Below are 22,409 nucleotides of genomic sequence, written 5' to 3'. Positions count from 1 at the left end.
CTTTTGCTGGCATCGGCAAGATTTGACCAGTAAAATAGGCTTTCAACTGTAGAAAAACCCTCCAGTTCATACTGGAGGGTTTAATTCGAATATTTATTTAACGGATTAACGAAACTTATTTTGAGCTAATAATTTTCTTTTTTCAAATGCTTTAATAAGGAGATACACCATAATTATTTGAATAGGAATGAGTCCAACATTTCGCCAGAGCCGACCGAGGAAAACAAAATGATAGTCTATGCCATAAACAAGTGCAATAAACCAAGAATTTAAAAATAAACTCAAAGGAACCATTAGCAACAATTGAGTGATGATAACAGATACAAGGTTCACGTTCTTGCGGTAAAGAAATAGTCCTGAGATAAAGCCGGACAGCAAAGCGGTCATGAGAAACAGTGGGTGAAAACTACCTGATCCAAAAATAGTAAAACATAATATATTTGAAAAAAGTGCTAATATACTTGACCACCAAGGGCCAAAAAGATAGCCAGATAACGCTAGTGGAAAGAAGCTAAATGTTACCTTGAAAAAACTAGGGCCAATAGAAAATTTGTAAAGCACAATGTTTAAAACCAATATCAGTGCAGAATAAGTTAAAACCAAACTTTTTAACAAATGATTTCAATAGTTTACTACTGATTATAACGTTAAAGCTGTTAAATCAATGATTTATATGTCTTTTTAGTTTAATTTAGAATTGTCTTTTCTCATATTGACTATCCTTTTGACTATCCTTTTAGAAATTAATGTACGAAGCGAATTTTTGTGCGGTTTCTTCTTTTGCTTTTTCCGTAACGTGAGTGTAGATGTCCATTGTAGTTTTTATGTCAGTGTGACCTAAGCGATCTTGAACTTCTTTTATGCTTGCACCCGACTCGAAGAGTAAACTACAGTGAGTGTGCCTAAAACCGTGGACTGAAATTTTATCTAATTTGTTTTTTTCTAAAAATTTATTCAAAAACACGTTTAAATATCCTACGTGATACGCTTCGTTTTTTCTATTAGAAAAAATAAGTTGTTCTTCTTTTTTGACATTAATTCCAATCATCAAAAATTTTTTTCTTTGTTCTAATTTCAATCTCTTTAAATAAGCTAACGTTTTACTGTCTAAAGTAATTGTGCGCATGCTAGCTACTGTTTTTGGAGTTTGAAAATGATTTTTACCATAACGATTTTTAGCTACTGTTTGATTAATAGACAATGTTTCTTTGTCAAAGTCGATGTCTTTCCATCGCAATGCTTGAAGCTCGCCTTTACGTAGCCCAGTGAAAGCTAAAATTCTAAACATTAAAAATATACTCAAATCGCTTTGTTTTTCTAATTTTTCAAGAAAAACTTTCAACTGCTCTTTCGAATAGAAAGTCGACACGAACTTTTTTTGATCGATTTTTTCTTTCACCTTTGGACGAATAACGTTGAGCATAGGGTTTGTTTGTAGTTTGTTTAATTTAATTGCATAGTCAAAAACTTTTGAAGTTAATCCTATAAGATTAGGATATCTTTTATAATTTTCATACCAATAATTCACTTGCTTTTGACAGTATACTGTAGTAATCTTTGCTATTTTTAAATTGCCGAATCTTGGTAAAATATTGTTTTTCATTGCGCTTTTTTGAACATAAAGTGTACTTTCTTTTACAGTGTTCCTATATTGTTCAAACCATAACTCATAGATTTCTTTGAAAGTGACGTGTGAATCAGTAGTACTAATGCCGTTGCGGTCGATTTCAGTTTCTAATCTTGCTAATGCTATTTTTGCCTCCTTTTTAGTTTTAAATCCTCGTCTAGTCGTGTATTTCTTTTTTGACGTTAGAGGATCAATGCCCAGGTACGCTTTAAACATGTAAGCCTTGCTACCGTCTTTTTTACTGTATTTTTGTATAGTTGCCATTGAAATGAACTCCTTTCATGTTATAATAAAATTATCTTATTATATATTTTTTACCCTCTAGCTTGTTGGCCGAGGATTTGTTATACTGCTTACTACAATGCGTACCACAACTAATCAGAAAAATCACAAATTTTGAGTACCAAGAGTGCAGGCGTATCCCCCTTAGATAGGTTATCTTAGTGTTGGTCATAGGGGAGGTTTTCTATGATTTGTACTTGCATAAAATATAAAATATTTTGGAGAAATAAATGGAACTGTTATTAAATGATTCAGAAGCGCATCGCCTAATAAAAATATTTAAAACAACTCTCGAAAAGCACAACGTTGCAATATCATATGGGGATTCGGGCGAAATAAAGTTAAAGTCTTTTGAAGGGAAAAGGGAATTTATTTTGCGCTATAGATTTTCTGAAGCAAAAACTATTTTTCATTTTCAAGATTTAGAGACTAACCATACATTGTTTCGTGTAACGTTAAGCGCTAGTTTTCATAAAAATTCAGATAACGTAAAGATATACGGGAATCGAATTAATGTGTTTGATGAGTCTGAGTTTTACGCTAAAAATGATGGTACTACCCATTGTAAATGTCATAGTCTCCCGTATGAAGGGATTAGCGATTCAGATGATTTTTTAACAATATTTGACCAAGTATGTATATACGCTAGCATAGAAAAACAAGGTAACATTAATATTAGTATTGCGAATCAACAAACTTTATTTTAAAGGAAGGGGAGATGGATATGTTGACTGCTAAAGAAATTACTGATAATTATTTCAACTGGGTTAAGTCTAATTATAATTTTTCGAAATTAAAAAATAGTGGAAACATTGACATACAAACTCCTTTTATAGATAATTTTGGCGACAGCATTTCTTTTATTGTAAAGTTAGAAAATGATCAATTAATAGTTACAGATGAAGGATACACCATATGGAATTTATCAACGATGGGTCATAACGTAACTAGAAAAAAGACTCATCGAAGATTAATTCTAGATTCGTTGCTAAAATCTGAGAACGCTATTTTGTCAGATAATAATGAACTTAAGATAAATGTGAGAAAAAATAATATAGGACAAGCTATACATGATATGACACAGCTTGTCATAAAAATAAACGATATGACTATGCTTTCTTCATCAAATGTAAAAAATATTTTTTATGATGAGGCTCTGGAATACTTCAATAAAAATGCTGATATATATAGAAAATTACCAAGTTTTCAAATAACAGGCAAATCACAGCTGAGTCATAAGATAGATTTTGGCTTTTTTACAAAAGACGGGGTAAAACTCGTCAAACTACACAACACACTAACTAGAAATACAATAGAAAGTGCTATTGTTACATTAGTTGATACGTCCGATTATAGGTTGGAAAATTATCAAGAGACAGAGAAACTTTGTTTGTTGATAAATGGGATAGATAAGTCCAAAATAACAACAGATAATCATATTGAGTCTTTGGCACAATATAACATTGATATAATAGATTTTACAGATAAACAAGACGTTCGATTAAAGCTGTCGAGTTGATATGTGCTAACACCATTTTTTTCTCTTTTCGACATTTTTTATTGTGAGACCACTTCACAATTAGAAATGTCGTGTTATAATAGACGCAACGAAATAAGACCACCTTATTTTAAATTTGCACTCTCTAGCTTGCCGGCGGGGGAGTGTTTTTTATTAGACGATTATATTGCCGTTCCCGTCAGATTTTTTAAACGCAGCGGAAATAGCCGAAATGATAGCTAAAACTGATGGAATCCATGTCCAACAAAAAATTAAGTACATAATACCAGAGCCAGTTTTACCCGCATAAAATTTATGAGCTCCTAAGCCACCCAAAAATACAGCAAGAATAATATAGACTGTCTTATTAACAACTTTTCCAGCTTGAACATAGTTGTTATTACTTTGCTGTTGAGAATTTTCATTAACGATATTGATATGAATTTTATCTTCTATAGAGTCAGAGTTCTTTTTACATTTAGTGACAATTAAATTATCACCATCTTGATATAATTCAACTTCATCGTGTAATTCTGGTTTGAAATCTAATTCCTCATATGGGATTCTTACAATACCCGCCTCTCCATTGGAAATAACAACCTCTTCTAAATCTAGTTTGATAACTTTTGCCATTTTCTTCTCCCTTTTCTAGATAATCTTGAAATAAGTTTGCTTTACATCATAAATTATCATATAATTTGTTTGATACAAGAACCTTAACAAATAAATGTTAAGACAAGCACTCTCTACTTTGGTCGGTGGGGGAGTGTTTTTTAATTAAATGTTAGTTCATTTCATAGTAATAGGTTTCTGAATCTGGTATCGTTATTTTTCCTCCAAGCGTTGATGAATAAGACACTAATCCTAAGCTTTGTGCGTAAATGGTAATTTGATCGTTTTCTAATATTCTACTTTCCATGGAGAATTTAGAAATTCTAGTATAAATAACGTGATCGTAATCACCGTCGACTGCTAATCTCATTTGTGTTTCGCTATCTGCTTCCAAAACTTGCAAAACTTTGCCAGTTAATTTGAAATATTCGCCTTCGTACTGATTTGGTGTTCTAGCTAAATTATCATATGTAATATCAGTTCTAAAGGAACTTTTGTCACTGGGCTTGCTAAGTTTAAAAGATGAAGAACTAGATGATTCTTGTTCGCTATATGAGTACGAGTCATAACTTTCGTTACTTTCAACACTTTCGGTGCTATCGGTATGATTTGTTTTACTTACTTCTTCTTTCTTACAACCTCCTAATAAACTGATTCCTAGAACACACAACAACACTACCTTTTTCATTTTAAAACCCCTTTATGATATAATATATTTGAATGTTAATCATATCATAACCTTGCCTAGTGTTGGTAGCACTAAGCAGGGTATTTTTTTATAAGTCAAAACTAACCTTTACGGCTTTTCCGATAATCCTGGCTGGATTTTCTTCATTAATAACGTAAGGTGAATATTTAGGGTTATCGGGAACTAGTAAGATTAAATTGCCTTGATGTTTAACTCGTTTTAAAGTAGCCTCTGTATCACCATTTAAAAGAACAGCAGCGATTTCCCCGTCTTCAACCTCGGGCTGTTCACGAATGAGAACATAGCTATCTTCTGGGATGGTAGGAGTCATAGAATCACCAGATGTTTTTAAGTAAAAAACATTACCAGAGGGGAGCAGGTCTTCTAACTCCTCACGATATTCGCTAATATTTTGTTCAGCTGTAATAGGATTTCCACATGTGATTGTTCCTAAAACAGGTATTGACACTGTTTTTATCGCTTTTCTCATTTTAGAAAAGATTTCTTCATCTTTTTGCCTAAATCGAGGATCAATTACAGATTTTGGAACATTGAAATAGTTGGCTAATTTTTGTATATTTCCTGGATTTGGAGTAGATGTACCTTTAAAGTAACCAGTTAAGGTGCTTTTAGGTATTTTTGTTATGCGGTGTATATCAACTTGTGTAGATTTTTTTTCTAATAATAGCTTTTTCAAGTTTTCACTGATAATTTTTCTGTTTTCTATTTCTTGTGGTGTTAATTCTCCTCTAGCCATTTTAGACCTCCATCTTTTTGTTACCTATATAATATCGGATTAAATCGTATTTGTAAATACAAAAAATGAAAAAAAACGAAAAAAATACGAATTAATCTGTTTACAATACGAATTAAATCGTATATAATGAAATCAAGTTAAGCGAAAGGAGGTTTGAACATGTTGGAAATTTCTTTAAGAGCTGCTCGGATTAATGCAGGTTTCACGTTGAAGGAAGCATCAAGGGAAGTTGGAATACATCACGAAACGCTAGCTAAATACGAAAAAGACAGTGGTAATATTCCTATTAATCTATTAAACGAATTATCAATCCTATACCAAATTCAACTCGATTATATTTTTTTAGGCAAAAGATACGATTTAATTCGTACAATTAGAAACAAATCTAAAATAGCAACATAAAGGAGGAAATAGAATGAATTTAGTAATCATGAAAAATCAACAAGCAGTAACAAGTAGTTTACAGGTAGCGGAGACATTCAATAAAAATCACAGAGATGTTTTAGCAGCAATTGATGATTTAAAAGAGGGGGTTGCGGAAAATTACGCAGACCTATTTTATGAAGATATCTACACACATCCACAAAATAAACAAACATACCGTCAAATAATTATGAACCGTGATGGATTCACATTACTAGCAATGGGGTTTACTGGTAAACAAGCATTGCAATTCAAACTCAAATATATCGAAGCATTCAACAAAATGGAAACTCACATCAAGCAGCAACTAGACACATCAAAACTGAGTCCAGAATTGCAATTTATGAATAGTGTGGTCCAATCACTTGCTAAACAAGAACAAGAAACGAAACGCATTGAAACGAAAGTGAATAATATTTCCGATATTGTAGCACTCAATGTTACAGACTGGCGCAAAGATTGTCAGAAATTAATTAGACATATGGCAAAAAATCAAGGTGGCTTTAGTGCTTACAAGGAGATTAATAGCGAGATTTACGAAGAGTCTGAAAGGCGAGCAGGAGCAAACTTGAAACAACGGTTAACAAACAAACGCAGACGCATGGCAGACGAGGGCGCTAGTAAGTCAAAACGTGACAAGCTGAATAAACTAGATGTGATTGCAGATGATAAACGGTTGCTTGAAATCTATGTGGCAGTAGTAAAAGACTTTGCTATCAAGTACGGCGTCAATTTAGATGAAATAGCATAGGAGGAAGCAATTTGAAAGATTTTTTTCACAGAAGAAAAGCAAAAGAAACAGAACAAAAAATAATGCAAGAATTGCAAGAAATAAAAAACTTACTCCAAGTTATTAAACGTAACCAGGAGCAAGAAATTATTACTAACCTAGATAAAGCTATTTTACCAAAGCTAACCCCCGAAAGTGTATTAAAGCTAGTTGAATTCACTACCAGAGATTTTTTGGAAACTAACGGTGGATATCCTGAAAAAGTAAAAATTGTTATGGAAGGTCATTTTCGCCATTCGCCTGTGAAACAAGTTGTTTCTCGATGGATAAGGAGGGAAACGAATGAATGAGGAAATTACAGCAACTTTTACTATTGATCTAAGTGAACTAAAAGAACTGCTCAACAAGGCTAGTGACCAAGTCGAACAGTTACAAGAAACATTAGATGCAATAAATAAATTTTATAAAAAAAATTAACAATTATGTACGTAGGAGGAGCCAAAATGGAAAACGAAATTAAAAGCATCGCTATTTCTTTAAAAAGCATAGCAAAAAGCATAAGTTCTTTGGCGGAAGATACTAAGGCTAATAAAAAACTAAAAGAAGAATTGTTGACGAATTTAGACGGATTAATGGAGGGTGTTGAACGCATCCAAGATGATTTTGGCATTAAATAAAATATTGGATTAAAAAAGGAGAGATAGAAATGGAAATAAACGTACCAATTCAATTACCAGGAGAATTCGAAGAAAAGTTATTAGAACAATTCGAACAAATTGCACTTAAAGCATTAAAAAAAGCAGAAGTAGTAAATGAATTACCTCTTTATGCAACTAAAACAGAGGTAAGAAAAACGTTAAACATTGGAAATGATAAATTAAGCAGTTGGATAGCTCAAGGTTTACAACTGACGAAATTTTCTGAAAAAGATTACAGAATAGCACGACAAGATTTAAAAGACTTTTTCGATCAAAGAAAAATTTAAAGGAGTGGAAATCATGGGAACAACAATTATGCCAGCGCATAAGTACAAAAACATTGAAATAAAAATGGTGGACGGTGTACCGCGCGTGTTCGATAAAAAAGGGAAAATGATGCGTGCAGAAACAAAGGTTCACAAAGCAAAAAATAAAATTAACACGAGAGGATGAAAGGGATGTACAAAATAAGAAGAGTTGGGGCGTTGTTGCTAATTTTTGGCCTTGGATTAGTCGTAGGGAATCACATGTCGAGTTGGACAACAGCGATATATCTCATTTTTATTCTCGTGTGGATGCTCGCATGGGATGCAATTAGCTACAAAAAAATGACTCACGATAGCAGTCGTAAGTCAGTAGCTAATAAAAAATCATTTAATTAACTATAGCACATAAAAAGGAGTGTATGCAAGTTGATGAACAGAAAAAAAGTGTTAGCAGATAGCAAAGTAAAAGCTGATAAATGGTATCAAGGCTATAAATCAACATTACTTGCGACTCAAAACATTGAAAAGCGAAAGGAGTGGGCAACATGTCTTACACGTTAACTACTGATGAGCTAGGTCGCTCAATTTTTGAAGATTCTCAAGGAATGCGTTTATTGATTGATAGATATAAGAAAAATAACGAGGAATACATTTGGATAGGAATTGACATATCTAAAGAAGAAAACGATCGAAACTTTTTACATGTTTTAAATGAGTCCACTGATAAAACGGAAACTTGGGACTTTAGAAAAATACAAGAAGAACTAGACGCAGCCTTTACTGTTAAAGCTAAAGATTTGCCTAGTTTATTAAAGAAAATAGCAAGAATTGCAGGTGTTGAACATGAGAGCGCATGAAAGTAAAGAAGCGTCTATGGAGTGGTTTATGATGTTACAAGCTCTAGACAAGGGCAAAGCAACAAAAGGGATGGGAAGAAAATTTTATATCGGAGATGAAAAAGGATGGGGTAGAACAGCTCGTAAGGTGTTGGCGCTATACGAAGACGGTAGAGTTAAACAGTATATATCAGCAGCTGAATTAGCAAAAGAAATCAATATATCGTTCAAAACAGTTCATGAAGCAATAAGGAATAAGCGAACTTTACGATGCGGAATTACGCCTGTTTATGAGGAGGAATTTTTAAATGAATGAAAAAACGAGTTTATTTGAAGCTTTGAACAAAATTAACGTGAAGAAAAAAATAAAAGAAAAGGGAAGTTTTGACTATTTGCCATGGGCTAGCGCCTGGGAGTATATGAAAAAATACGATCCAGAATCCGAAGAAAAAGTGCGTTGGTTTACTCATCATCGGGTAATTGGTGATAGTAATCAAAATTTTTTAGTGGAAGAATGCCTGCCTTACTGTGATAACCAAGAGCAAGGAGCTTTTGTTCAAGTCGACGTGGTTGTAAAAGGTAGGGTGGAAACTGAAATATTTCCAATTTTGAACTTTAAAAATCAACCCGTTACAAAACCAAATTCTATGCAAGTTAATAACGCGTTAAAGCGTTGTTTCGTAAAGGCATTGGCAAAACATGGGTTAGGGCTTTATATCTATCAAGGTGAAGATGTTCCTGAGCCACCGAAAATTGATAATAAAACTGTAGATATGATTGAAGCTTTAGTTTTTTCTTTGGACGAAGCAACGAATACTTCAAATAAAGATAATTTAATTGATTGGATAAATGAATTTACCAAAGAAAAAGGCCTTATTGCAGATGAAATTAAAGATTTTTATGACATGACAATAGAACAAAGTGGACTACTAAAAAGGGCAATCAACAAACGTATGATTCAAATTGAAAAGGAAAATAACCAAAATAAAAAGGCGTGAGTATATGAAAATTAACGCTGAATTAATTGGAATAAATAACAACATAATTAAATTGAAAGCTAATGATTTAATCAACTTTGAACATCTAAGGCTAATTGAAAACAATGAAAAATTAGTCGTTGATGTAACTGTACATGATAATCGCGGAATAACAGGTGAACAAAATAAACTTTCTCATGCTCTTATAGGCGATATATCAAAGTTTAGCGGTGATGAGCCTGAACATATAGAATCAGTCTTAAAGTATTACTACAAAGCGAAAACAGGCAATAAATTCAGTCATTCCGAAGCAACAAAAGAGGACGCAAATAACTTTATTAATTTCTTGATTGATTTTGTATTAAAAAACGATGTTCCTTTGCCAAAACGCTATACATACCTCACTCAAAACAACTATTTCTTTTATGCTTGTTTAAAAAATAGAAAGTGTTGCATATGCGGCTGTCACGCAGACATCGCACATGTTGAGAGCGTTGGGTCAGGGCGTAACAGAAAACAAATAGATCACACGAAACATCACTTTATGAGTTTGTGTCGAAAACATCATCAAGAACAACATAGTATAGGTATTAATTATTTCATCAGCAAATACAAAATATTAACAGTCAAATTAACATATCAAGATGTTATTGACTTAAAACTAATGACTAAAAAACAAGTAGAGGAGATAAAGAGCAATGATTAATAACGTAATTCTACAAGGGAGATTAACGAAAGAAATTGATTTGAAGTATACACAAAGCGGTAAAGCAGTAGCTAGTTTCACAATAGCTGTCAATAGAAATTACACAAATGCAAACGGAGCGAATGACGCTGATTTTATTCAAATTGTTTTTTGGAATAAGCAAGCTGAGACGATGGCAAATCACTTTTCAAAAGGTGATGAGGTTTTGATCGCTGGATCAATTCAAACAAGGAACTATGAGAATCAGCAAGGACAACGTGTGTATATTACAGAAATTGTTGGAAAAGAGTTTTCTTTTACAAGCGGTAAAAAGAGACAAGAAAATACATCACAAAACATTAATCAAAATACTAGCAGTAACAACCATAACTATCAAGATTCGCTACCTGGAGTAGACCCTTTCAACAAAAGTGGAATAGACATTTCAGACGATGATTTACCGTTTTAAAAAGGAGGAGACAGCGTGGCACAACGAAGAATGTTTAGTAAAAAAATAACAGATACAGACTTATTTCTAGATATGCCGTTGTCTGCTCAATGTTTATATTTTCACTTGAACATGGAAGCGGACGACGATGGCTTTTTAGGGAACGCCAAAACGATTAGGAGAAAAATAGGATCTAGCGAAGATGATTTGAAATTACTCATGGCAAAGGAGTTCATCTTTCCTTTTGAAAGCGGAGTTGTAGTAATCAAAGATTGGAAAATACACAACTACATAAGGAAAGACACTTACAACGAAACAATGTATTTAGGTGAAAAAGAGGAATTAGAAGAAAAAAATGGAATGTATACATTACGTCAACGAGACGTGGACGGGTCGTCACCACAGGTTAGGTTAGGTAAGGTTAGGTTAGGTAAGGTTAATAAAGATACTATGTCGAGTTCTAGCGAACACGACTGCATGCTATCTGATAATCAAATAGTTTCATCTAGCAAGAATGACAAAAAAGAATCGAAAGCAGAGTTATCAAAACGTATTATCAACTATCTCAATAACAAAGCTAGCACAAAGTACAGATATCAGACTAAGTCAACTCAACAAAAGATAAACGCTAGGATAAGCGAAGGATACAGCGAACAAGACTTTTACACAGTCATTGATAAAAAAGTGACTGAGTGGAGCAACAATCCTGAAATGCAGAAGTTTATTAGACCAGAAACGCTTTTTGGAACAAAGTTTGAGAGTTATCTTAATCAACCTATAATAACTAGCTACAAGAAGTCGTATCAGAAGCCTACTGTGAGGAAAGAATCGCTGCCCGAATGGACCGAGAACGAAGTGAAAGAAGAAAAACCAATGAGCGAAGAAGAACAAAATTATTTCAAAGAGCGTATACAGTCTCTAAAGATGCAAAAATAAGCCGTAGGAGAATGCTAAACACTTTTTAAGGTAAATATACATGCAATCAAATAAAAAACTCTTAGAAAGGACGATAGAGCTATCAAATACATTATCAAAACATTACCAAAGCCACAATCGAGACCTCGATTTTCGAGACATGGTACAAGCGTTAGGACCTATGAGAAAAGTGATATGAAAGCTTATAAGCGTAACGTGCAATTACAATTAATGATCAGCAAGCCAAAGCTAATAGACAAAGGACCTATCTACGTGAACATTGTTTTCTATGTCTATCCGCCGAAAACGGTAGTTTCTAGTAAAACAAAACGTAGCAAGGTTGAACAGGAACTTGTCTACTGTGATAAAAAACCCGATTTGGACAATTATTTCAAGGCTATAACAGATGCAGCAGAGGGTATTTTGTACAAAAATGACGGACAGATAGCAGCAATTAGCACTCAAAAGCTATACAGCTTTAAACCACGTGTTGAGTTAGAAATTGATTTTTTAAATGAAAGAGGAGAACTAACATGAATAACAGACAAAGATTAATTGACAAGCTTTCCGGTTCAAACGAATTAAAGTTTTTTCTTTTGAAAAAAGGAGCTCATTTTAGACATAAAACAGGAAATTACAAAACACTAGGAAAAGGCGAACTGATAGTGGTTGTAAGGCAAACTAAGAATGATTTTATTGGATATTCAGCGTCGCTATATGGTCCATTGATGATAGATTGCTATTACAGAAAAAAAGATTGCTTTGAATTATCAGCAAAAGAAATAAAAAAAGCGTTTTTGGACATTCCGCCTCATTGCGAAACAGACTATTATCGTTTCTTCGGAAAAAAAGCTATTAAAAACAAAAATGGAAGACGTTACTTTATGCAAAAAGATCCTTTCGTTTTGATTAAAGCAGCTAACGTAGAAGAAGCTTTAAAAGTTTTTTCTAGCGATATATCAAATGAACTAGAAGATTGCCGGTTATTTGAAATTAATAAACAAGAAGCGTGGAATAAGTATAAAAATACCGTTAGCGAAAACGGTGAGGAAATAAATAAAAATGAATTGCTCGAATCTTTAGAAAGTGATTGCAACGAGTTGTTAGCGTGTAGTGAAGACCTAATATAAGTGGGCAGGTGAGGACATGTTAAAACAAAAACTAGCACGACGCACACATGAGCTGATACTCGCTAAAAAAGATAACGAGAAGTTGAAAGAAAAGAATAAACAGCTTACGTCTATTGTTAAGTATTGTCAGAGTACGAACAGACTTTCAAAAGGCGAGAGTGATTACGTTGAAGAAATGATCAGGAAGGTAGATGAGTGATTGCATGAAATTTTTAGATTTATTCGCAGGCATTGGCGGATTCCGACTAGGGATGGAAACTGCCGGGCATGAATGCGTAGGCTTTTGCGAAATAGATAAGTTTGCAAGAGCGAGCTATAAAGCGATACATAATACAGAAAACGAGGTGGAAATGCATGACATCACAAAAGTTACAGATGAGTTTATTCGAGGAATCGGAGATATCGACGTTATCTGTGGAGGATTTCCGTGTCAAGCTTTCTCAATTGCTGGAAAGCGACGAGGTTTCGAGGATACTAGAGGAACTCTTTTCTTTGAAATTGCAAGGTTCGCATCTATTCTCAGACCACGCTATTTATTCCTTGAAAACGTCAAAGGACTCCTCAATCACGAGGGAGGGGCTACGTTCGAGACAATCCTCAGAGCCTTGGATGAAATTGGGTATGATGCGGAATGGGAAGTGCATAACTCTAAAGACTACGTTCCGCAAAGCAGAGAGCGAGTGTTCGTTATCGGACATCTTAGAGGAGAACGTACCGAGCAAGTATTTCCTTTCGAAAGAGAAAGTGGATGCTTTGATAAAGAGCAATCAAAAATAAAAATAATTGGAATTATGATAGCTGGAAATCTTCCTGGAAGTCACGATCAAAACTCAAGAGTTTATAAGACAGAAGGCCTATCACCAACCTTGTCTACGATGCAAGGAGGAGGTCAAGAACTCAAAATACTAATAAAAGAAGCAACAAAGAAAGGATATGCGGAAGCTTATCCAGGCGACAGCGTGAATACTAGTCATCCAAATTCAAAGACAAGACGTGGACGTGTAGGAAAAGGGTGTGCAAATACTCTATTGACTGGTGAAGAACAAGGAGTCGTGACTGATAACTTTCAAATTCGCAAGCTTACACCTCGTGAATGCTGGAGGTTGCAAGGATTCCCAGACCAGGCATTTGATCGAGCAAAAGAAGTAAATTCCGACAGTCAGCTATACAAGCAGGCAGGAAATAGCGTAACAAAAAATGTAATTACAGAAATTGCGAAAAGGTTGAAATAAATTTAGAGGAGGAACAGAAATGATATACCGTACTGAAACGCAAGAAGATTATAATGCGCTAATGGGAGAACTTGAGAGAAAGGGATATAAGTGGGTTGGTGGAGAGAAACCAACGGAAAGGTTATCTGTATGGGAAGATGAAAAAGAAGACACTTGTGTTGGTTTCGGTATATACGGTCCCGTATATTATGGCTCTGCTAATTGGTTTACAGGAAGAGGTTATAAAATCACAAAATACAAAGCACCGAAACAGGAGGAACAGAGATGAGTAAAATATACCATACAGAAACACAAGAAGATTTTAATGCCCTGATGAAAGAACTAGAAGAGAAAGGGTATGTGTGGTTTGGTGGAAATAAGCCAACACAACGCCTAGACTTTTGGAAATTCCTGTCGAAGGAAATGTGTATTCAGGTAGATAACAATAAATCTTTGACTTTTTGTGATAGCAACTACTATCAATCAAGAGGTTTTGAAATCATAGAATACAGAGACCCTAAGAAGGAGGAACAGAAATGACAAGAGAAGAGTATTTACAGCATATACACAAGTTTGAAGGGAAATTGTTAGATAAAGAAAGCTTTGCTAAATTTCCTGAATCAAAAGAGAAGGAAGATATTGGGAAAATTGTTGTCATGATGAAAGAGCAAGGGTTTAACCCAGATGTTTATAGACTTGATGAAATACCTATTAAAGGTGTGTACTACGTTGAATTAGCAGTATCAGAACGTGGAATTGACTATTTTAGCATTCAAGATGATGGAGATGCGCTTGTTCCTCACTACACAACAATAAAACATGATGAAAATGGGTACAACTGTTTCCCATGTGCAACTATACAAGAGTCAATCGACAAAATGGAATGCTAGGAGGAACAGAAATGAATAAAGTATATCATGTGAAAACACAAGAGGACTGTGATGCATTGATGAACGAACTAGAAGAAAAAGGGTGTCTATGGTGGGGTAGTAATAAACCTGCAACACAATTAGATTTTTGGTGGATGAGTAAAGAAGATACTTGCGTTAAGCTTGAGAAAAATAGAGGTATATTCTGTGGTGGCTACGATACATTTAAAGGACTTGGTTACGAAATAACAGAATACAAAGCGCCAATTGAGACCGTTGGGTCAGGGCGTAACAGAAAACAAATAGATCACACGAAACATCACTTTATGAGTTTGTGTCGAAAACATCATCAGAAAGAAACTGTGTACCACACATCTACACAGGAGGACTTTAACGCTCTAATGGAAAAATTGGAGGAAAAAGGAGTGTATGCATGGTGGTGGAGTTTAAAGAGACCAAGGGAACGCTTAGAACTTTGGGGAGAATACATGGGAGAAACATGCGTTAGGGTAGTGGAGACTAAATTGCTACAGCATTCTGATCTAAACTACTATAAATCAGACGGTTTTGAAATCATAGAATACAAAGCACCAAAAAAGGAGAAGAAAGCTATGAAATTAGAAAATTTGTTTACGTCAAAATGTGACGAGTATGAAAATATTTGGGGAAGTCAAAAATTTTGCACGAAAGCGATGAAGGACAAACAATCCTCGTACGAATCAGCATTGAAGTTAGAATCACGCGCACGCAATATAAGACAGCGTGTACTTAAAGACTTAGAAGAAACAGTAGCAGAAGAGCGTAAAGCATTGCTTGAAAATGTTGAACGGTTAGATAAAGCGTTAAAGGGAAGTGCAGAGTAGTGAATGAACGTGAAGTAGTTACTAAAGTTTTTTCTACAAATGGTCAATATTTTATATTATTTGCTAGTGGTACAAGCATGAGGGTGACTCGTAGTACATATATAAAAGTTAAGCGTAAACTAGAAAAAGGACATATTTTATACTTAAATATTAACAAGAATAGCCCTTATGTTTTTAGACAAAAAAAGAGTACAGATATTAATGAGGTATAAAAATGAATAGAAGTAGTGTAACGAATAATCTTAATGATCTAGTTAGAAAAAAGTTAAATAACACCTCTAATTTTTGGGCAGAAGAAGTTGAGTTGGATTTTGGAAAAGCTAGAGTGGACTTTGTAGGGTTCAAACCTTTTAATATTTTGCAAAATGGCATGTGTCCTGCTTCAATCGAAAAAGGTGTTTTTAGCTTTTATGAAGTAAAATCTTGTCTAGCAGATTTTAACAGCGGTCACGGAAAAACGTTTTTAGGAGACGAAAATTATCTCGTGTGTGAGCGTGAATTAGCAAACGAATTGCATGAAAAAGGAATGCTGATAGACGGAGTTAAAGTTATCGTTCCAAACAAAACGAGAAACGCTTTGATTGTAGCATTCGACCTTTCTAATTCTTTTGGTAACTGGTCAAGAAGAACAAAATCATCAAGCGAGCTTCTTTGGAACATGATAAGTGCAAGGAAAAGTAACAAAGTAACTATTTTAGAGTCCATGAAAAGGGAGTGAAGCAGAATGAGTGAAGAAATTAAAGGTGTGGTGAAAGTAGTAAACACAGAAGAAGGAAAGTTAATAAAAATTGAGGGTAATTTAGCTAGTACTGACAAAATGGTGATAGCAAGCACGTTCATTGCAATGTTAGCGCGTGAATATGACACTTCGGTGAAGGGAATGGCATACATAATGTCTGAATTAAATAGAGAATGCCCAGTGATTTTCAAGGAGGAAGCAGAATGAGCAAACTGATTAAAGAAATTGACGATTGTACTAAGTCAGTAAAGGAAGGCACGTGTTCAGATTGGAGCGCAGACGAAGTTGTTGGCTTACTACACTGTTTAAAGAGACTAGCAGAAAAAGAGTTGCCCAAACCTGTTAAGTTACCTAAATTTGTAATTGAAATTATAGAGCAGACTAAGAAAGATAGGTTCTCGTTGTCTTACTGCTTAGATGCGTTGCAATCTAAAGGGTTGTCAAACAAAAAAAGAAAGTGGTTATATGCCAGTGCAGACAATGAGGGAAAAGTAGCGCAGGCTTGGTTGACAGGTAACTACGAAGAAGAGAAAGAGCAGTTGTATGTGGTAAAAATACCTTATGTGCAAGGTACTTTTTATACACTAGATAAAAATAAAAGAGCAAAGTTTGTCTTTGGGCATCAAAATGCAGAGAGATTTACAGAAGAAGAACTTGAAAGATACTTATCAGAAATTAAACAGTTTGCAGAGAAAGTGGAGGAAGCAGAATGAAAAAAGCTGATTACACTCTTGTAAAGGTACCAAAATGGATAGAGTTTGACTGTCCTTACTGTTTATGTGAGAACACTTTAGACTACGACAAAGTTGCTAGAGATTATGAGTTTGAGTTCCAATTCAAGTTCCGCTTAGAGATTGGCAATTGCAAAGAAAAAGTAACCTGTGAGAACTGTGGAAAAGAGATAGAGCTAGCAGACGTGGAAATTGGTTAGAGGAGGAATAATAATGTGTGAATACTGTTCATTTGATGACACTACTGGTATTGCAAAACAACCTTTTTACAGGCATTGTGGGGGTTGGTCTTTCCTTGAAAAAGTTGAAAACCAGTATCAATTAACAAGCTACAGGGTTAATGACTTAGAATACCCATATACAAGCTTTGTAGTTAACTATTGCCCAATATGCGGAAGGGAGTTAAACAAATGACTAGTCAAAAAGAGTACTTTTCTGTCATCGGTGTTACAGATTATTTCAGATATGATAATAAAATCATCTTGTTTGAGAATGAGAAACAAGCAAAAGGTGTAGCTGAAAAAATAGGTAGCTGCGATATTGAAAAGATCACAATATTTTCAAATAAAAAGCACGTGTTGATAAGTGATTTAAGAGGGGGCGAGTTAAACAAATGACTGACTGGATAACAATACTATTGCTTACAGTAGTGATCGTGGCGAAGTGGTGGATGATTAACGAGAGGAAGAAATGAGTATGCGAGATGATTATGATTGCCTAATGTGTCTAGCCTGTGGTGACGGTGAATTAGATGAAAATTTGCGCTGCGACGAATGTGGCAAGCAGTACACGCAAAAGGAATATGGCAAAGCATTTGAAGAAGAATGTGAACGGGAAGTAGATTTTTACAAAAAGACTAACCCTGAGTTGTTTAAATGAAAAGGAGCGATAAGAATGTTAAACATAAGAGTTGAATTTTTTAGGAGTACTGCGAAATTAGAAAATAGTGATAAATGGGGAGACACAGATTACCCCATGAAAATGTGGTGGAGAGAAGAAGTAGAGTATGACAGCGATGGTGTGTTAGGCACTTTAGTCCAAGCTGATTTAGACCCAGAAATACAAAAGTATATTTTTCTCATTTTAGACGATGAAGGCAAATTTCACAAAATAAGCGACATAAATGCATTGAGAAAAATTGATAAATAGAGACGAGCAAAAAGGAGCGATAAACATGCAATTACAAGTAAAACGATTAACAGATACAGCTAAATTACCTGTCAAGGCACATTTAACTGACGCGGGATTTGATATGTTTTCCGATGAGGATGTCACAATCAAAAATAAAACTGTAGCAGTCAGTACAGGCTTGTCTATAGCAATTGAACAAGGTTATTATGCAAGATTGAAAGCTAGAAGCGGTCTTACATTAAAAACACCTCTTCGAGTTTTAGAAGGTACTATAGATGCCGACTATCGCGGTGAAGTTAAAGTTATATGTGATGTCAAGAGTAATCAAAGTTATGAAATAAAAAAAGGCGACAAGATTGCACAGTTAATTATTCAACCACTGCCACCAGTTGACCTTGTTGAAGTTAAAAAATTAGAAGATACAAAGCGTGGTAATGGCGGATTTGGTAGTACTGGATTGTAAAGGGGGATGTCAATTGAGTAGAAATGATAAATTGATTGATGAGTTAGATCGTAAATTTGCAAACTATCACAATTATAACAGAGAAATTGCTATTCGTAAGTTAGAGTTAGCAGAACGGGAAATAGATGAGAACGTTGGCGGAGGGAAGTCAAACATCGTAGGCAATCCTGTCGAGTCTAAAGTGATAAAAGAACAGTCTGATCCTTACATTTTAAATAGAAGACTCTGGAAACGAGCAGTTGAGGATACATTAGAAGAACAGAATTCAGAAGTTTCAAAGTTGATTCAATTGAAATATTTTGGTGAAGACAGTTGGATGGATTGGAGAAGCTTTGGAGTGAAACATCATTATTCTACACGTACTATTTATAGGATTAGACAAAGAGTTTTATTGGAGTTTGGTAGAAAAATAGGGGAATATAGATAAAAATGGCACAAAACAGTGTAGTTGTGCCACGGATTCCGTAATAAAATGATAGAGTAGTATTTTATATATTACGAACTTCATTCTGAACACTCCTTTATAGTAGCTAGCCTGGTGTTTATAGCAGTTCGATTCTGCTACTAGCTGTTGGGTGTGGAAACACCTTAAAAAATATTCATTTCTTGTAGTTAGTTACGCTAAGGGACGAGCGTAGCTATCTTGACATATGGTGAAACGGTATCACGCTTGACTGTTAATCAAGTATTGCAAGTTCGAGTCTTGCTATGTTGTTAGAGTGTTAACGCACTCAAAAAATATGTTTCTACACTAAGTACATTCATTCGTGAGTGTGCTTTTTATTTTAAGCAAAAAAGAGGGCAAGCACATGAACTATTTCTATATCTCGTTAAGCAAAGACGTTGTGACACAACATGAAGCAATTAAACAGTCAACATTATATAAAGACTATTCTATCTTAGAGTTCACGAGAGAAGCTAACGAGCATGAGTGCGACGTCATGGATCTAGTCTATTGTGGACATGGGAATAGAGACTCGGAACATGTGTTGCTCGCTATCAAAAGGTATACAGATAGATATAAGTAAGGTGGTAATTCAAATGAATAAAACATTTCTAACGATATTAACTACAACATGGATATTCGATGTATTCAATCTACCTTTTATGAACTGGTTAGATGTTGAGATACCATACAATTTTTGGGCATGGATAATCACATGGGCAGTAGTGATAGTCATTGGGTCATACGAGGCAGAGAGCAATGCTTAATGTAGAAACAAAAGAAGATAGAGCAGCGTTTTATAACTCGAGCGAATGGAAGGTACTAAGGCAGAAGATATTAGAGAGAGATAACTATGAATGTCAATGGTGCAAGGCAGAAGGAAAGGTAAACACTAACGCTCATTCAATACTAGAAGTAGACCATATAAAGGAGTTAGAGTATCATCCAGAGTTAGCATTAGAAGAAAGCAACATGAGAACATTATGCAAAGAGTGCCACAACAAAAGGCATAAAAGATTCAATTACAGATCGAGCAAGAAGAGAAGCAAGTGGGCAGATGATGAGAGGTGGTAATCATGGTAGAGCTAAGCGATATTGAGTATGACATTAACGGTAAAGTTCCTAAGCTAAGTATAAAGGGTGTACCGATGGGAGTTTGCTCCATGACTAGACATTACGTTACTAATTCAAATATATTGGGAACTAATGTAATTACTTTTATTTATATTGATAAAAACAATCCAGTGAAAAAAATATTGTCAATCAAATGTGATTCGCAAGAAATATTTTTACAGTAAGATAATAAATTTTCAAATAGCCCCCCCGGTCAAAATAATTCGCAAGAAGAAAGCGAATGGGAAACCGGTATATGGGCTCGATTAAGCAGATGCAACCTAAAAAATACGTGAAGGGGGGGTAGGTATGAAATATAACTTAAAGAAACTTGATAAAGAGCTACATGAAAGGGTTGATACGACTTCTCAAAAAGAATTAGAGAAGATAAATCGCTATATAAACTTGCTCGAAATCTACTACGAATTAGATGAAAGTATTGTGGAAAACGGTTCTATGGTTATGACGGAAAATGGTTCGCAAAGATTCTTAAAGCCTAACCCCGCCATCACTGAAAAAACTAAAATAAATACTCAATTACTATCTATCGAACGTTCGTTTATATTTAAGGACCTAGAAGATTTACCTGGAGACGGAAGCGAACTGGTATGATTAGCCATCATTTAATTGACGATTACATTAATCGTTGGGAAAGAAAAGAAATAATCTTGAACAAAGATAGAATTGATTTAATTGAGTATCTAAAACGAGATGTTCTATGTCGAGATGATTTATATTTTGATGAAGAACGAATTAGTAACTATATAAAATTTAGTGAACGATGGTTTTTTTCTCTTGATCCTTGGGAGAAATTCATAACCCCGTTCATTTTTTTGTACTTTAAAGAGGATGATGAATTGTTCTTTGAGGAATTTTTTATATCTATGGGGCGTGGTGGTGGTAAAAATGGATTTATCACAACACTTGCCACGTTTTTTATAAGCCCTCTACACGGAGTTAAACATTATGATGTATCAGTTGTAGCCAATTCAGAAGAACAAGCCAAGACGTCTTTTAAAGAAGCTTTTGACACGATAGAAAGTGAAACAGCAATGCAAAAGAGCTTCGAACCTTGGAAAGCTCAAATTATTGGAAAGACTACTAAGAGCGTATTTAAATTTAAAACTTCAAATGCTAGCACAAAAGATGGTGGCCGTGAAGGATGTGTTATCTACGATGAGATACACGAAATGGAAGATAGAGCTACCGTAGACGTATTCAGTGGCGGTCTTGGTAAAGTTGCCAATCCTCGTGAGTTTTTCATTGGGACCGATGGCTATGTTCGAGAGGGATTTTATGACCAACTGATGGAGCGCTGCCGAAATGTTATGAAAGGTGACAACCCAGATGATGATAGAATATTCCCTTTCATTTGTAAGTTAGATGATAAAGAAGAAGTTGAAGACTACGATATGTGGGAAAAGGCAAACCCAGCATTTGAGAAGCCTATTACAGGTCGCTCAAAACGATTGTTTAACAAGGTTAAGAAACAATTTCTAGCTTTGAATACTAACCCTGGTGGTCGTCTAGCTTTTATGACAAAACGCATGAATTTACCCGAAGAAGATGTCGAGAAAGATGTAACTTCTTGGGAGAATATCATGGCGACAAATCAAGCGTTACCAGAATTGAAAAACAGAATGGCAATTGCTGGATTTGACTATGCGAGTATTCGAGATTTCGCTAGTGTAGGTTTACTTTTCCAAATAGACGGGAAGTACGTATGGAAAACTCATTCTTTCGTTCGGAAAGGATTTCTACAAATGGTTAAGATAAAAGCTCCAATCGAAGAATGGCAGTCAAGAGGATTGCTTACGATACTAGATGAACCATCTATTAATCCATTACATATTGTGAAATGGCTGGATGTTGAAAGAGAATCGAATGGTATACAGAAAGTGGTGGCTGATAATTTCCGAATGGATTTACTTAAACCTCTGCTTGAAGAATATGGATTTGAATACGAATTCATTCGAAACCCTCGAGGTGTTCATTCAAAAGTCGCTCCAATCGTTGAAGATTCTTTCGCTAATCATAAAATTATATACGGAGATAATCCATTGATGCGCTGGTATGTTAATAATACCTTAGCTAAAACAGATGCTTTAGGAAACAAAACTTACTTAAAAAAAGAAGAAAAGACAAGGAAAACAGATGGTTTCCAGGCATTTTTAATGGCTCTATATAAAATAGACGAATTAGAAGATAACAATTTAGACGGTTTCTTATCAATGATGGATAGCATCGACTTCTAGTGAAAGGGGGTGAAATG

General features: G+C 34.7%; 44 protein-coding genes and 1 tRNA gene. 40 read left to right on the top strand and 5 right to left on the bottom strand.

Annotated elements, in window-relative coordinates:
- Positions 1-105: 105 nt before the first annotated feature.
- Complete coding sequence (locus CBF30_RS04340; protein WP_281273584.1) at positions 106-603, bottom strand: folate family ECF transporter S component; 498 nt, start codon at positions 601-603, stop codon at positions 106-108.
- Between the two features lie 133 nt (positions 604-736).
- The gene (locus CBF30_RS04335; protein WP_126823111.1) at positions 737-1,891 is read right to left on the bottom strand and encodes a site-specific integrase; all 1,155 of its coding nucleotides are present in this window, start codon (positions 1,889-1,891) and stop codon (positions 737-739) included.
- A gap of 248 nt (positions 1,892-2,139) precedes the next feature.
- Here CBF30_RS04335 and CBF30_RS04330 point away from each other — a divergent pair, with 248 nt between their 5' ends.
- Both CBF30_RS04330 and CBF30_RS04325 read left to right on the top strand, forming a co-directional pair.
- Entirely contained in the window at positions 2,140-2,616 is a 477-nt protein-coding gene (locus tag CBF30_RS04330) for a DUF6978 family protein (protein WP_126823109.1), read from the top strand.
- A gap of 17 nt (positions 2,617-2,633) precedes the next feature.
- Complete coding sequence (locus CBF30_RS04325) at positions 2,634-3,428, top strand: DUF1828 domain-containing protein (protein ID WP_170168934.1); 795 nt, start codon at positions 2,634-2,636, stop codon at positions 3,426-3,428.
- Positions 3,429-3,581: 153 nt separating this feature from the next.
- On the opposite strand, the gene CBF30_RS04320 is transcribed toward CBF30_RS04325, so the two are convergent.
- The 3 genes from CBF30_RS04320 to CBF30_RS04310 all read right to left on the bottom strand — a co-directional run bounded on the left by CBF30_RS04320 (position 3,582) and on the right by CBF30_RS04310 (position 5,464).
- Positions 3,582-4,040: a TM2 domain-containing protein gene (locus CBF30_RS04320; protein WP_126823105.1), complete on the bottom strand. Its 459-nt coding sequence runs from the start codon at positions 4,038-4,040 to the stop codon at positions 3,582-3,584.
- 151 nt (positions 4,041-4,191) lie between these two features.
- A complete protein-coding gene (locus CBF30_RS04315; RefSeq protein WP_126823103.1) occupies positions 4,192-4,707 on the bottom strand; it encodes a transcriptional regulator in 516 nt (171 codons plus the stop codon).
- A gap of 88 nt (positions 4,708-4,795) precedes the next feature.
- Entirely contained in the window at positions 4,796-5,464 is a 669-nt protein-coding gene (locus tag CBF30_RS04310; protein ID WP_126823101.1) for a LexA family transcriptional regulator, read from the bottom strand.
- A gap of 159 nt (positions 5,465-5,623) precedes the next feature.
- On the opposite strand from CBF30_RS04310, the gene CBF30_RS04305 reads away from it, so the two are divergent.
- The 38 genes from CBF30_RS04305 to CBF30_RS04140 all read left to right on the top strand — a co-directional run bounded on the left by CBF30_RS04305 (position 5,624) and on the right by CBF30_RS04140 (position 22,392).
- Positions 5,624-5,866 carry a helix-turn-helix domain-containing protein gene (locus tag CBF30_RS04305; protein WP_390221067.1) on the top strand — a complete coding sequence of 81 codons (243 nt, stop codon included), beginning with the start codon at positions 5,624-5,626 and terminating at the stop codon, positions 5,864-5,866.
- Between the two features lie 13 nt (positions 5,867-5,879).
- Positions 5,880-6,638, top strand: a complete 759-nt coding sequence (locus CBF30_RS04300; protein ID WP_126823099.1) for a Rha family transcriptional regulator — start codon at positions 5,880-5,882, stop codon at positions 6,636-6,638.
- 11 nt (positions 6,639-6,649) lie between these two features.
- A complete protein-coding gene (locus CBF30_RS04295) occupies positions 6,650-6,967 on the top strand; it encodes a hypothetical protein (protein WP_126823097.1) in 318 nt (105 codons plus the stop codon).
- Positions 6,960-7,094 (top strand): hypothetical protein, encoded by a 135-nt coding sequence (locus tag CBF30_RS12070; protein ID WP_281273576.1) that lies wholly within the window; start codon positions 6,960-6,962, stop codon positions 7,092-7,094. Before CBF30_RS04295 ends, CBF30_RS12070 begins: the two co-directional genes overlap by 8 nt.
- A 26-nt stretch (positions 7,095-7,120) precedes the next feature.
- On the top strand, positions 7,121-7,294 hold the full coding sequence (locus tag CBF30_RS11780; RefSeq protein ID WP_170168933.1) for a hypothetical protein: 174 nt from the start codon (positions 7,121-7,123) through the stop codon (positions 7,292-7,294).
- A 29-nt stretch (positions 7,295-7,323) separates the two neighbouring features.
- Positions 7,324-7,602, top strand: coding sequence for a hypothetical protein (locus tag CBF30_RS04290; protein ID WP_126823095.1), 279 nt, complete (start codon positions 7,324-7,326; stop codon positions 7,600-7,602).
- 13 nt (positions 7,603-7,615) lie between these two features.
- Complete coding sequence (locus tag CBF30_RS11775; RefSeq protein ID WP_170168932.1) at positions 7,616-7,768, top strand: hypothetical protein; 153 nt, start codon at positions 7,616-7,618, stop codon at positions 7,766-7,768.
- 5 nt (positions 7,769-7,773) lie between these two features.
- Positions 7,774-7,977: a hypothetical protein gene (locus tag CBF30_RS04285; protein ID WP_126823093.1), complete on the top strand. Its 204-nt coding sequence runs from the start codon at positions 7,774-7,776 to the stop codon at positions 7,975-7,977.
- A 33-nt stretch (positions 7,978-8,010) separates the two neighbouring features.
- Positions 8,011-8,142 (top strand): hypothetical protein, encoded by a 132-nt coding sequence (locus CBF30_RS12065; RefSeq protein WP_281273575.1) that lies wholly within the window; start codon positions 8,011-8,013, stop codon positions 8,140-8,142.
- On the top strand, positions 8,127-8,438 hold the full coding sequence (locus tag CBF30_RS04280) for a hypothetical protein (protein ID WP_126823091.1): 312 nt from the start codon (positions 8,127-8,129) through the stop codon (positions 8,436-8,438). Before CBF30_RS12065 ends, CBF30_RS04280 begins: the two co-directional genes overlap by 16 nt.
- Before the next feature lie 31 nt (positions 8,439-8,469).
- A complete protein-coding gene (locus tag CBF30_RS04275; RefSeq protein ID WP_148112256.1) occupies positions 8,470-8,733 on the top strand; it encodes a winged helix-turn-helix domain-containing protein in 264 nt (87 codons plus the stop codon).
- On the top strand, positions 8,726-9,415 hold the full coding sequence (locus CBF30_RS04270) for a Sak single strand annealing protein (RefSeq protein ID WP_126823087.1): 690 nt from the start codon (positions 8,726-8,728) through the stop codon (positions 9,413-9,415). Before CBF30_RS04275 ends, CBF30_RS04270 begins: the two co-directional genes overlap by 8 nt.
- A gap of 4 nt (positions 9,416-9,419) precedes the next feature.
- Positions 9,420-10,100 carry a putative HNHc nuclease gene (locus tag CBF30_RS04265; RefSeq protein ID WP_126823085.1) on the top strand — a complete coding sequence of 227 codons (681 nt, stop codon included), beginning with the start codon at positions 9,420-9,422 and terminating at the stop codon, positions 10,098-10,100.
- Positions 10,093-10,548, top strand: a complete 456-nt coding sequence (gene ssb, locus CBF30_RS04260) for a single-stranded DNA-binding protein (protein ID WP_126823083.1) — start codon at positions 10,093-10,095, stop codon at positions 10,546-10,548. Before CBF30_RS04265 ends, ssb begins: the two co-directional genes overlap by 8 nt.
- A 15-nt stretch (positions 10,549-10,563) precedes the next feature.
- Complete coding sequence (locus tag CBF30_RS04255; protein ID WP_126823081.1) at positions 10,564-11,463, top strand: conserved phage C-terminal domain-containing protein; 900 nt, start codon at positions 10,564-10,566, stop codon at positions 11,461-11,463.
- 81 nt (positions 11,464-11,544) lie between these two features.
- Positions 11,545-11,979 carry a RusA family crossover junction endodeoxyribonuclease gene (locus CBF30_RS04250; RefSeq protein ID WP_126823079.1) on the top strand — a complete coding sequence of 145 codons (435 nt, stop codon included), beginning with the start codon at positions 11,545-11,547 and terminating at the stop codon, positions 11,977-11,979.
- Entirely contained in the window at positions 11,976-12,572 is a 597-nt protein-coding gene (locus tag CBF30_RS04245) for a hypothetical protein (protein WP_126823077.1), read from the top strand. Before CBF30_RS04250 ends, CBF30_RS04245 begins: the two co-directional genes overlap by 4 nt.
- A 203-nt stretch (positions 12,573-12,775) precedes the next feature.
- A complete protein-coding gene (locus tag CBF30_RS04240; protein WP_126823075.1) occupies positions 12,776-13,804 on the top strand; it encodes a DNA cytosine methyltransferase in 1,029 nt (342 codons plus the stop codon).
- 19 nt (positions 13,805-13,823) lie between these two features.
- A complete protein-coding gene (locus tag CBF30_RS04235; protein WP_126823073.1) occupies positions 13,824-14,072 on the top strand; it encodes a hypothetical protein in 249 nt (82 codons plus the stop codon).
- Positions 14,069-14,323: a hypothetical protein gene (locus CBF30_RS11875; RefSeq protein ID WP_211340468.1), complete on the top strand. Its 255-nt coding sequence runs from the start codon at positions 14,069-14,071 to the stop codon at positions 14,321-14,323. Before CBF30_RS04235 ends, CBF30_RS11875 begins: the two co-directional genes overlap by 4 nt.
- The gene (locus tag CBF30_RS04225; RefSeq protein ID WP_126823071.1) at positions 14,320-14,673 is read left to right on the top strand and encodes a hypothetical protein; all 354 of its coding nucleotides are present in this window, start codon (positions 14,320-14,322) and stop codon (positions 14,671-14,673) included. The genes CBF30_RS11875 and CBF30_RS04225 overlap by 4 nt, the downstream gene beginning before the upstream one ends.
- Positions 14,674-14,684: 11 nt before the next feature.
- A complete protein-coding gene (locus tag CBF30_RS04220) occupies positions 14,685-15,515 on the top strand; it encodes a putative HNHc nuclease (RefSeq protein ID WP_245975000.1) in 831 nt (276 codons plus the stop codon).
- The gene (locus CBF30_RS04215) at positions 15,515-15,727 is read left to right on the top strand and encodes a hypothetical protein (protein ID WP_126823067.1); all 213 of its coding nucleotides are present in this window, start codon (positions 15,515-15,517) and stop codon (positions 15,725-15,727) included. Before CBF30_RS04220 ends, CBF30_RS04215 begins: the two co-directional genes overlap by 1 nt.
- 2 nt (positions 15,728-15,729) lie before the next feature.
- Positions 15,730-16,233, top strand: a complete 504-nt coding sequence (locus tag CBF30_RS04210) for a hypothetical protein (protein WP_126823065.1) — start codon at positions 15,730-15,732, stop codon at positions 16,231-16,233.
- 6 nt (positions 16,234-16,239) lie between these two features.
- Positions 16,240-16,461: a hypothetical protein gene (locus tag CBF30_RS04205; protein ID WP_126823063.1), complete on the top strand. Its 222-nt coding sequence runs from the start codon at positions 16,240-16,242 to the stop codon at positions 16,459-16,461.
- Positions 16,458-16,967, top strand: a complete 510-nt coding sequence (locus CBF30_RS04200) for a DUF1642 domain-containing protein (protein WP_170168931.1) — start codon at positions 16,458-16,460, stop codon at positions 16,965-16,967. The genes CBF30_RS04205 and CBF30_RS04200 overlap by 4 nt, the downstream gene beginning before the upstream one ends.
- A complete protein-coding gene (locus tag CBF30_RS04195; RefSeq protein WP_126823059.1) occupies positions 16,964-17,185 on the top strand; it encodes a hypothetical protein in 222 nt (73 codons plus the stop codon). Before CBF30_RS04200 ends, CBF30_RS04195 begins: the two co-directional genes overlap by 4 nt.
- Before the next feature lie 210 nt (positions 17,186-17,395).
- Positions 17,396-17,602: a hypothetical protein gene (locus CBF30_RS04190; RefSeq protein WP_126823057.1), complete on the top strand. Its 207-nt coding sequence runs from the start codon at positions 17,396-17,398 to the stop codon at positions 17,600-17,602.
- A 73-nt stretch (positions 17,603-17,675) separates the two neighbouring features.
- On the top strand, positions 17,676-17,864 hold the full coding sequence (locus CBF30_RS04185; protein ID WP_148112255.1) for an SAM--benzoic acid carboxyl methyltransferase: 189 nt from the start codon (positions 17,676-17,678) through the stop codon (positions 17,862-17,864).
- A gap of 15 nt (positions 17,865-17,879) precedes the next feature.
- Positions 17,880-18,134, top strand: coding sequence for a hypothetical protein (locus CBF30_RS04180; protein WP_126823053.1), 255 nt, complete (start codon positions 17,880-17,882; stop codon positions 18,132-18,134).
- 25 nt (positions 18,135-18,159) lie between these two features.
- The gene (gene dut / locus CBF30_RS04175; RefSeq protein ID WP_126823051.1) at positions 18,160-18,579 is read left to right on the top strand and encodes a dUTP diphosphatase; all 420 of its coding nucleotides are present in this window, start codon (positions 18,160-18,162) and stop codon (positions 18,577-18,579) included.
- A gap of 13 nt (positions 18,580-18,592) precedes the next feature.
- Positions 18,593-19,006 (top strand): hypothetical protein, encoded by a 414-nt coding sequence (locus tag CBF30_RS04170; RefSeq protein WP_170168930.1) that lies wholly within the window; start codon positions 18,593-18,595, stop codon positions 19,004-19,006.
- Between the two features lie 217 nt (positions 19,007-19,223).
- Positions 19,224-19,294, top strand: a tRNA-Asn gene (locus tag CBF30_RS04165).
- A 94-nt stretch (positions 19,295-19,388) separates the two neighbouring features.
- Entirely contained in the window at positions 19,389-19,607 is a 219-nt protein-coding gene (locus CBF30_RS04160) for a hypothetical protein (RefSeq protein ID WP_126823047.1), read from the top strand.
- A gap of 176 nt (positions 19,608-19,783) precedes the next feature.
- The gene (locus CBF30_RS04155) at positions 19,784-20,098 is read left to right on the top strand and encodes an HNH endonuclease (protein WP_126823045.1); all 315 of its coding nucleotides are present in this window, start codon (positions 19,784-19,786) and stop codon (positions 20,096-20,098) included.
- A gap of 2 nt (positions 20,099-20,100) precedes the next feature.
- Complete coding sequence (locus CBF30_RS04150) at positions 20,101-20,322, top strand: hypothetical protein (protein ID WP_126823043.1); 222 nt, start codon at positions 20,101-20,103, stop codon at positions 20,320-20,322.
- A gap of 124 nt (positions 20,323-20,446) precedes the next feature.
- On the top strand, positions 20,447-20,749 hold the full coding sequence (locus CBF30_RS04145; RefSeq protein WP_126823041.1) for a P27 family phage terminase small subunit: 303 nt from the start codon (positions 20,447-20,449) through the stop codon (positions 20,747-20,749).
- Positions 20,746-22,392, top strand: a complete 1,647-nt coding sequence (locus CBF30_RS04140) for a terminase TerL endonuclease subunit (protein ID WP_126823039.1) — start codon at positions 20,746-20,748, stop codon at positions 22,390-22,392. The genes CBF30_RS04145 and CBF30_RS04140 overlap by 4 nt, the downstream gene beginning before the upstream one ends.
- The last annotated feature ends 17 nt before the right edge of the window (positions 22,393-22,409 follow it).

The organism is Vagococcus entomophilus, assembly GCF_003987595.1.
Classification (GTDB): Bacteria; Bacillota; Bacilli; order Lactobacillales; family Vagococcaceae; genus Vagococcus_E; species Vagococcus_E entomophilus.
The sequence above is the reverse complement of the archived record's forward strand: the minus strand, read 5'-3'. Positions and strand labels throughout refer to the sequence as shown.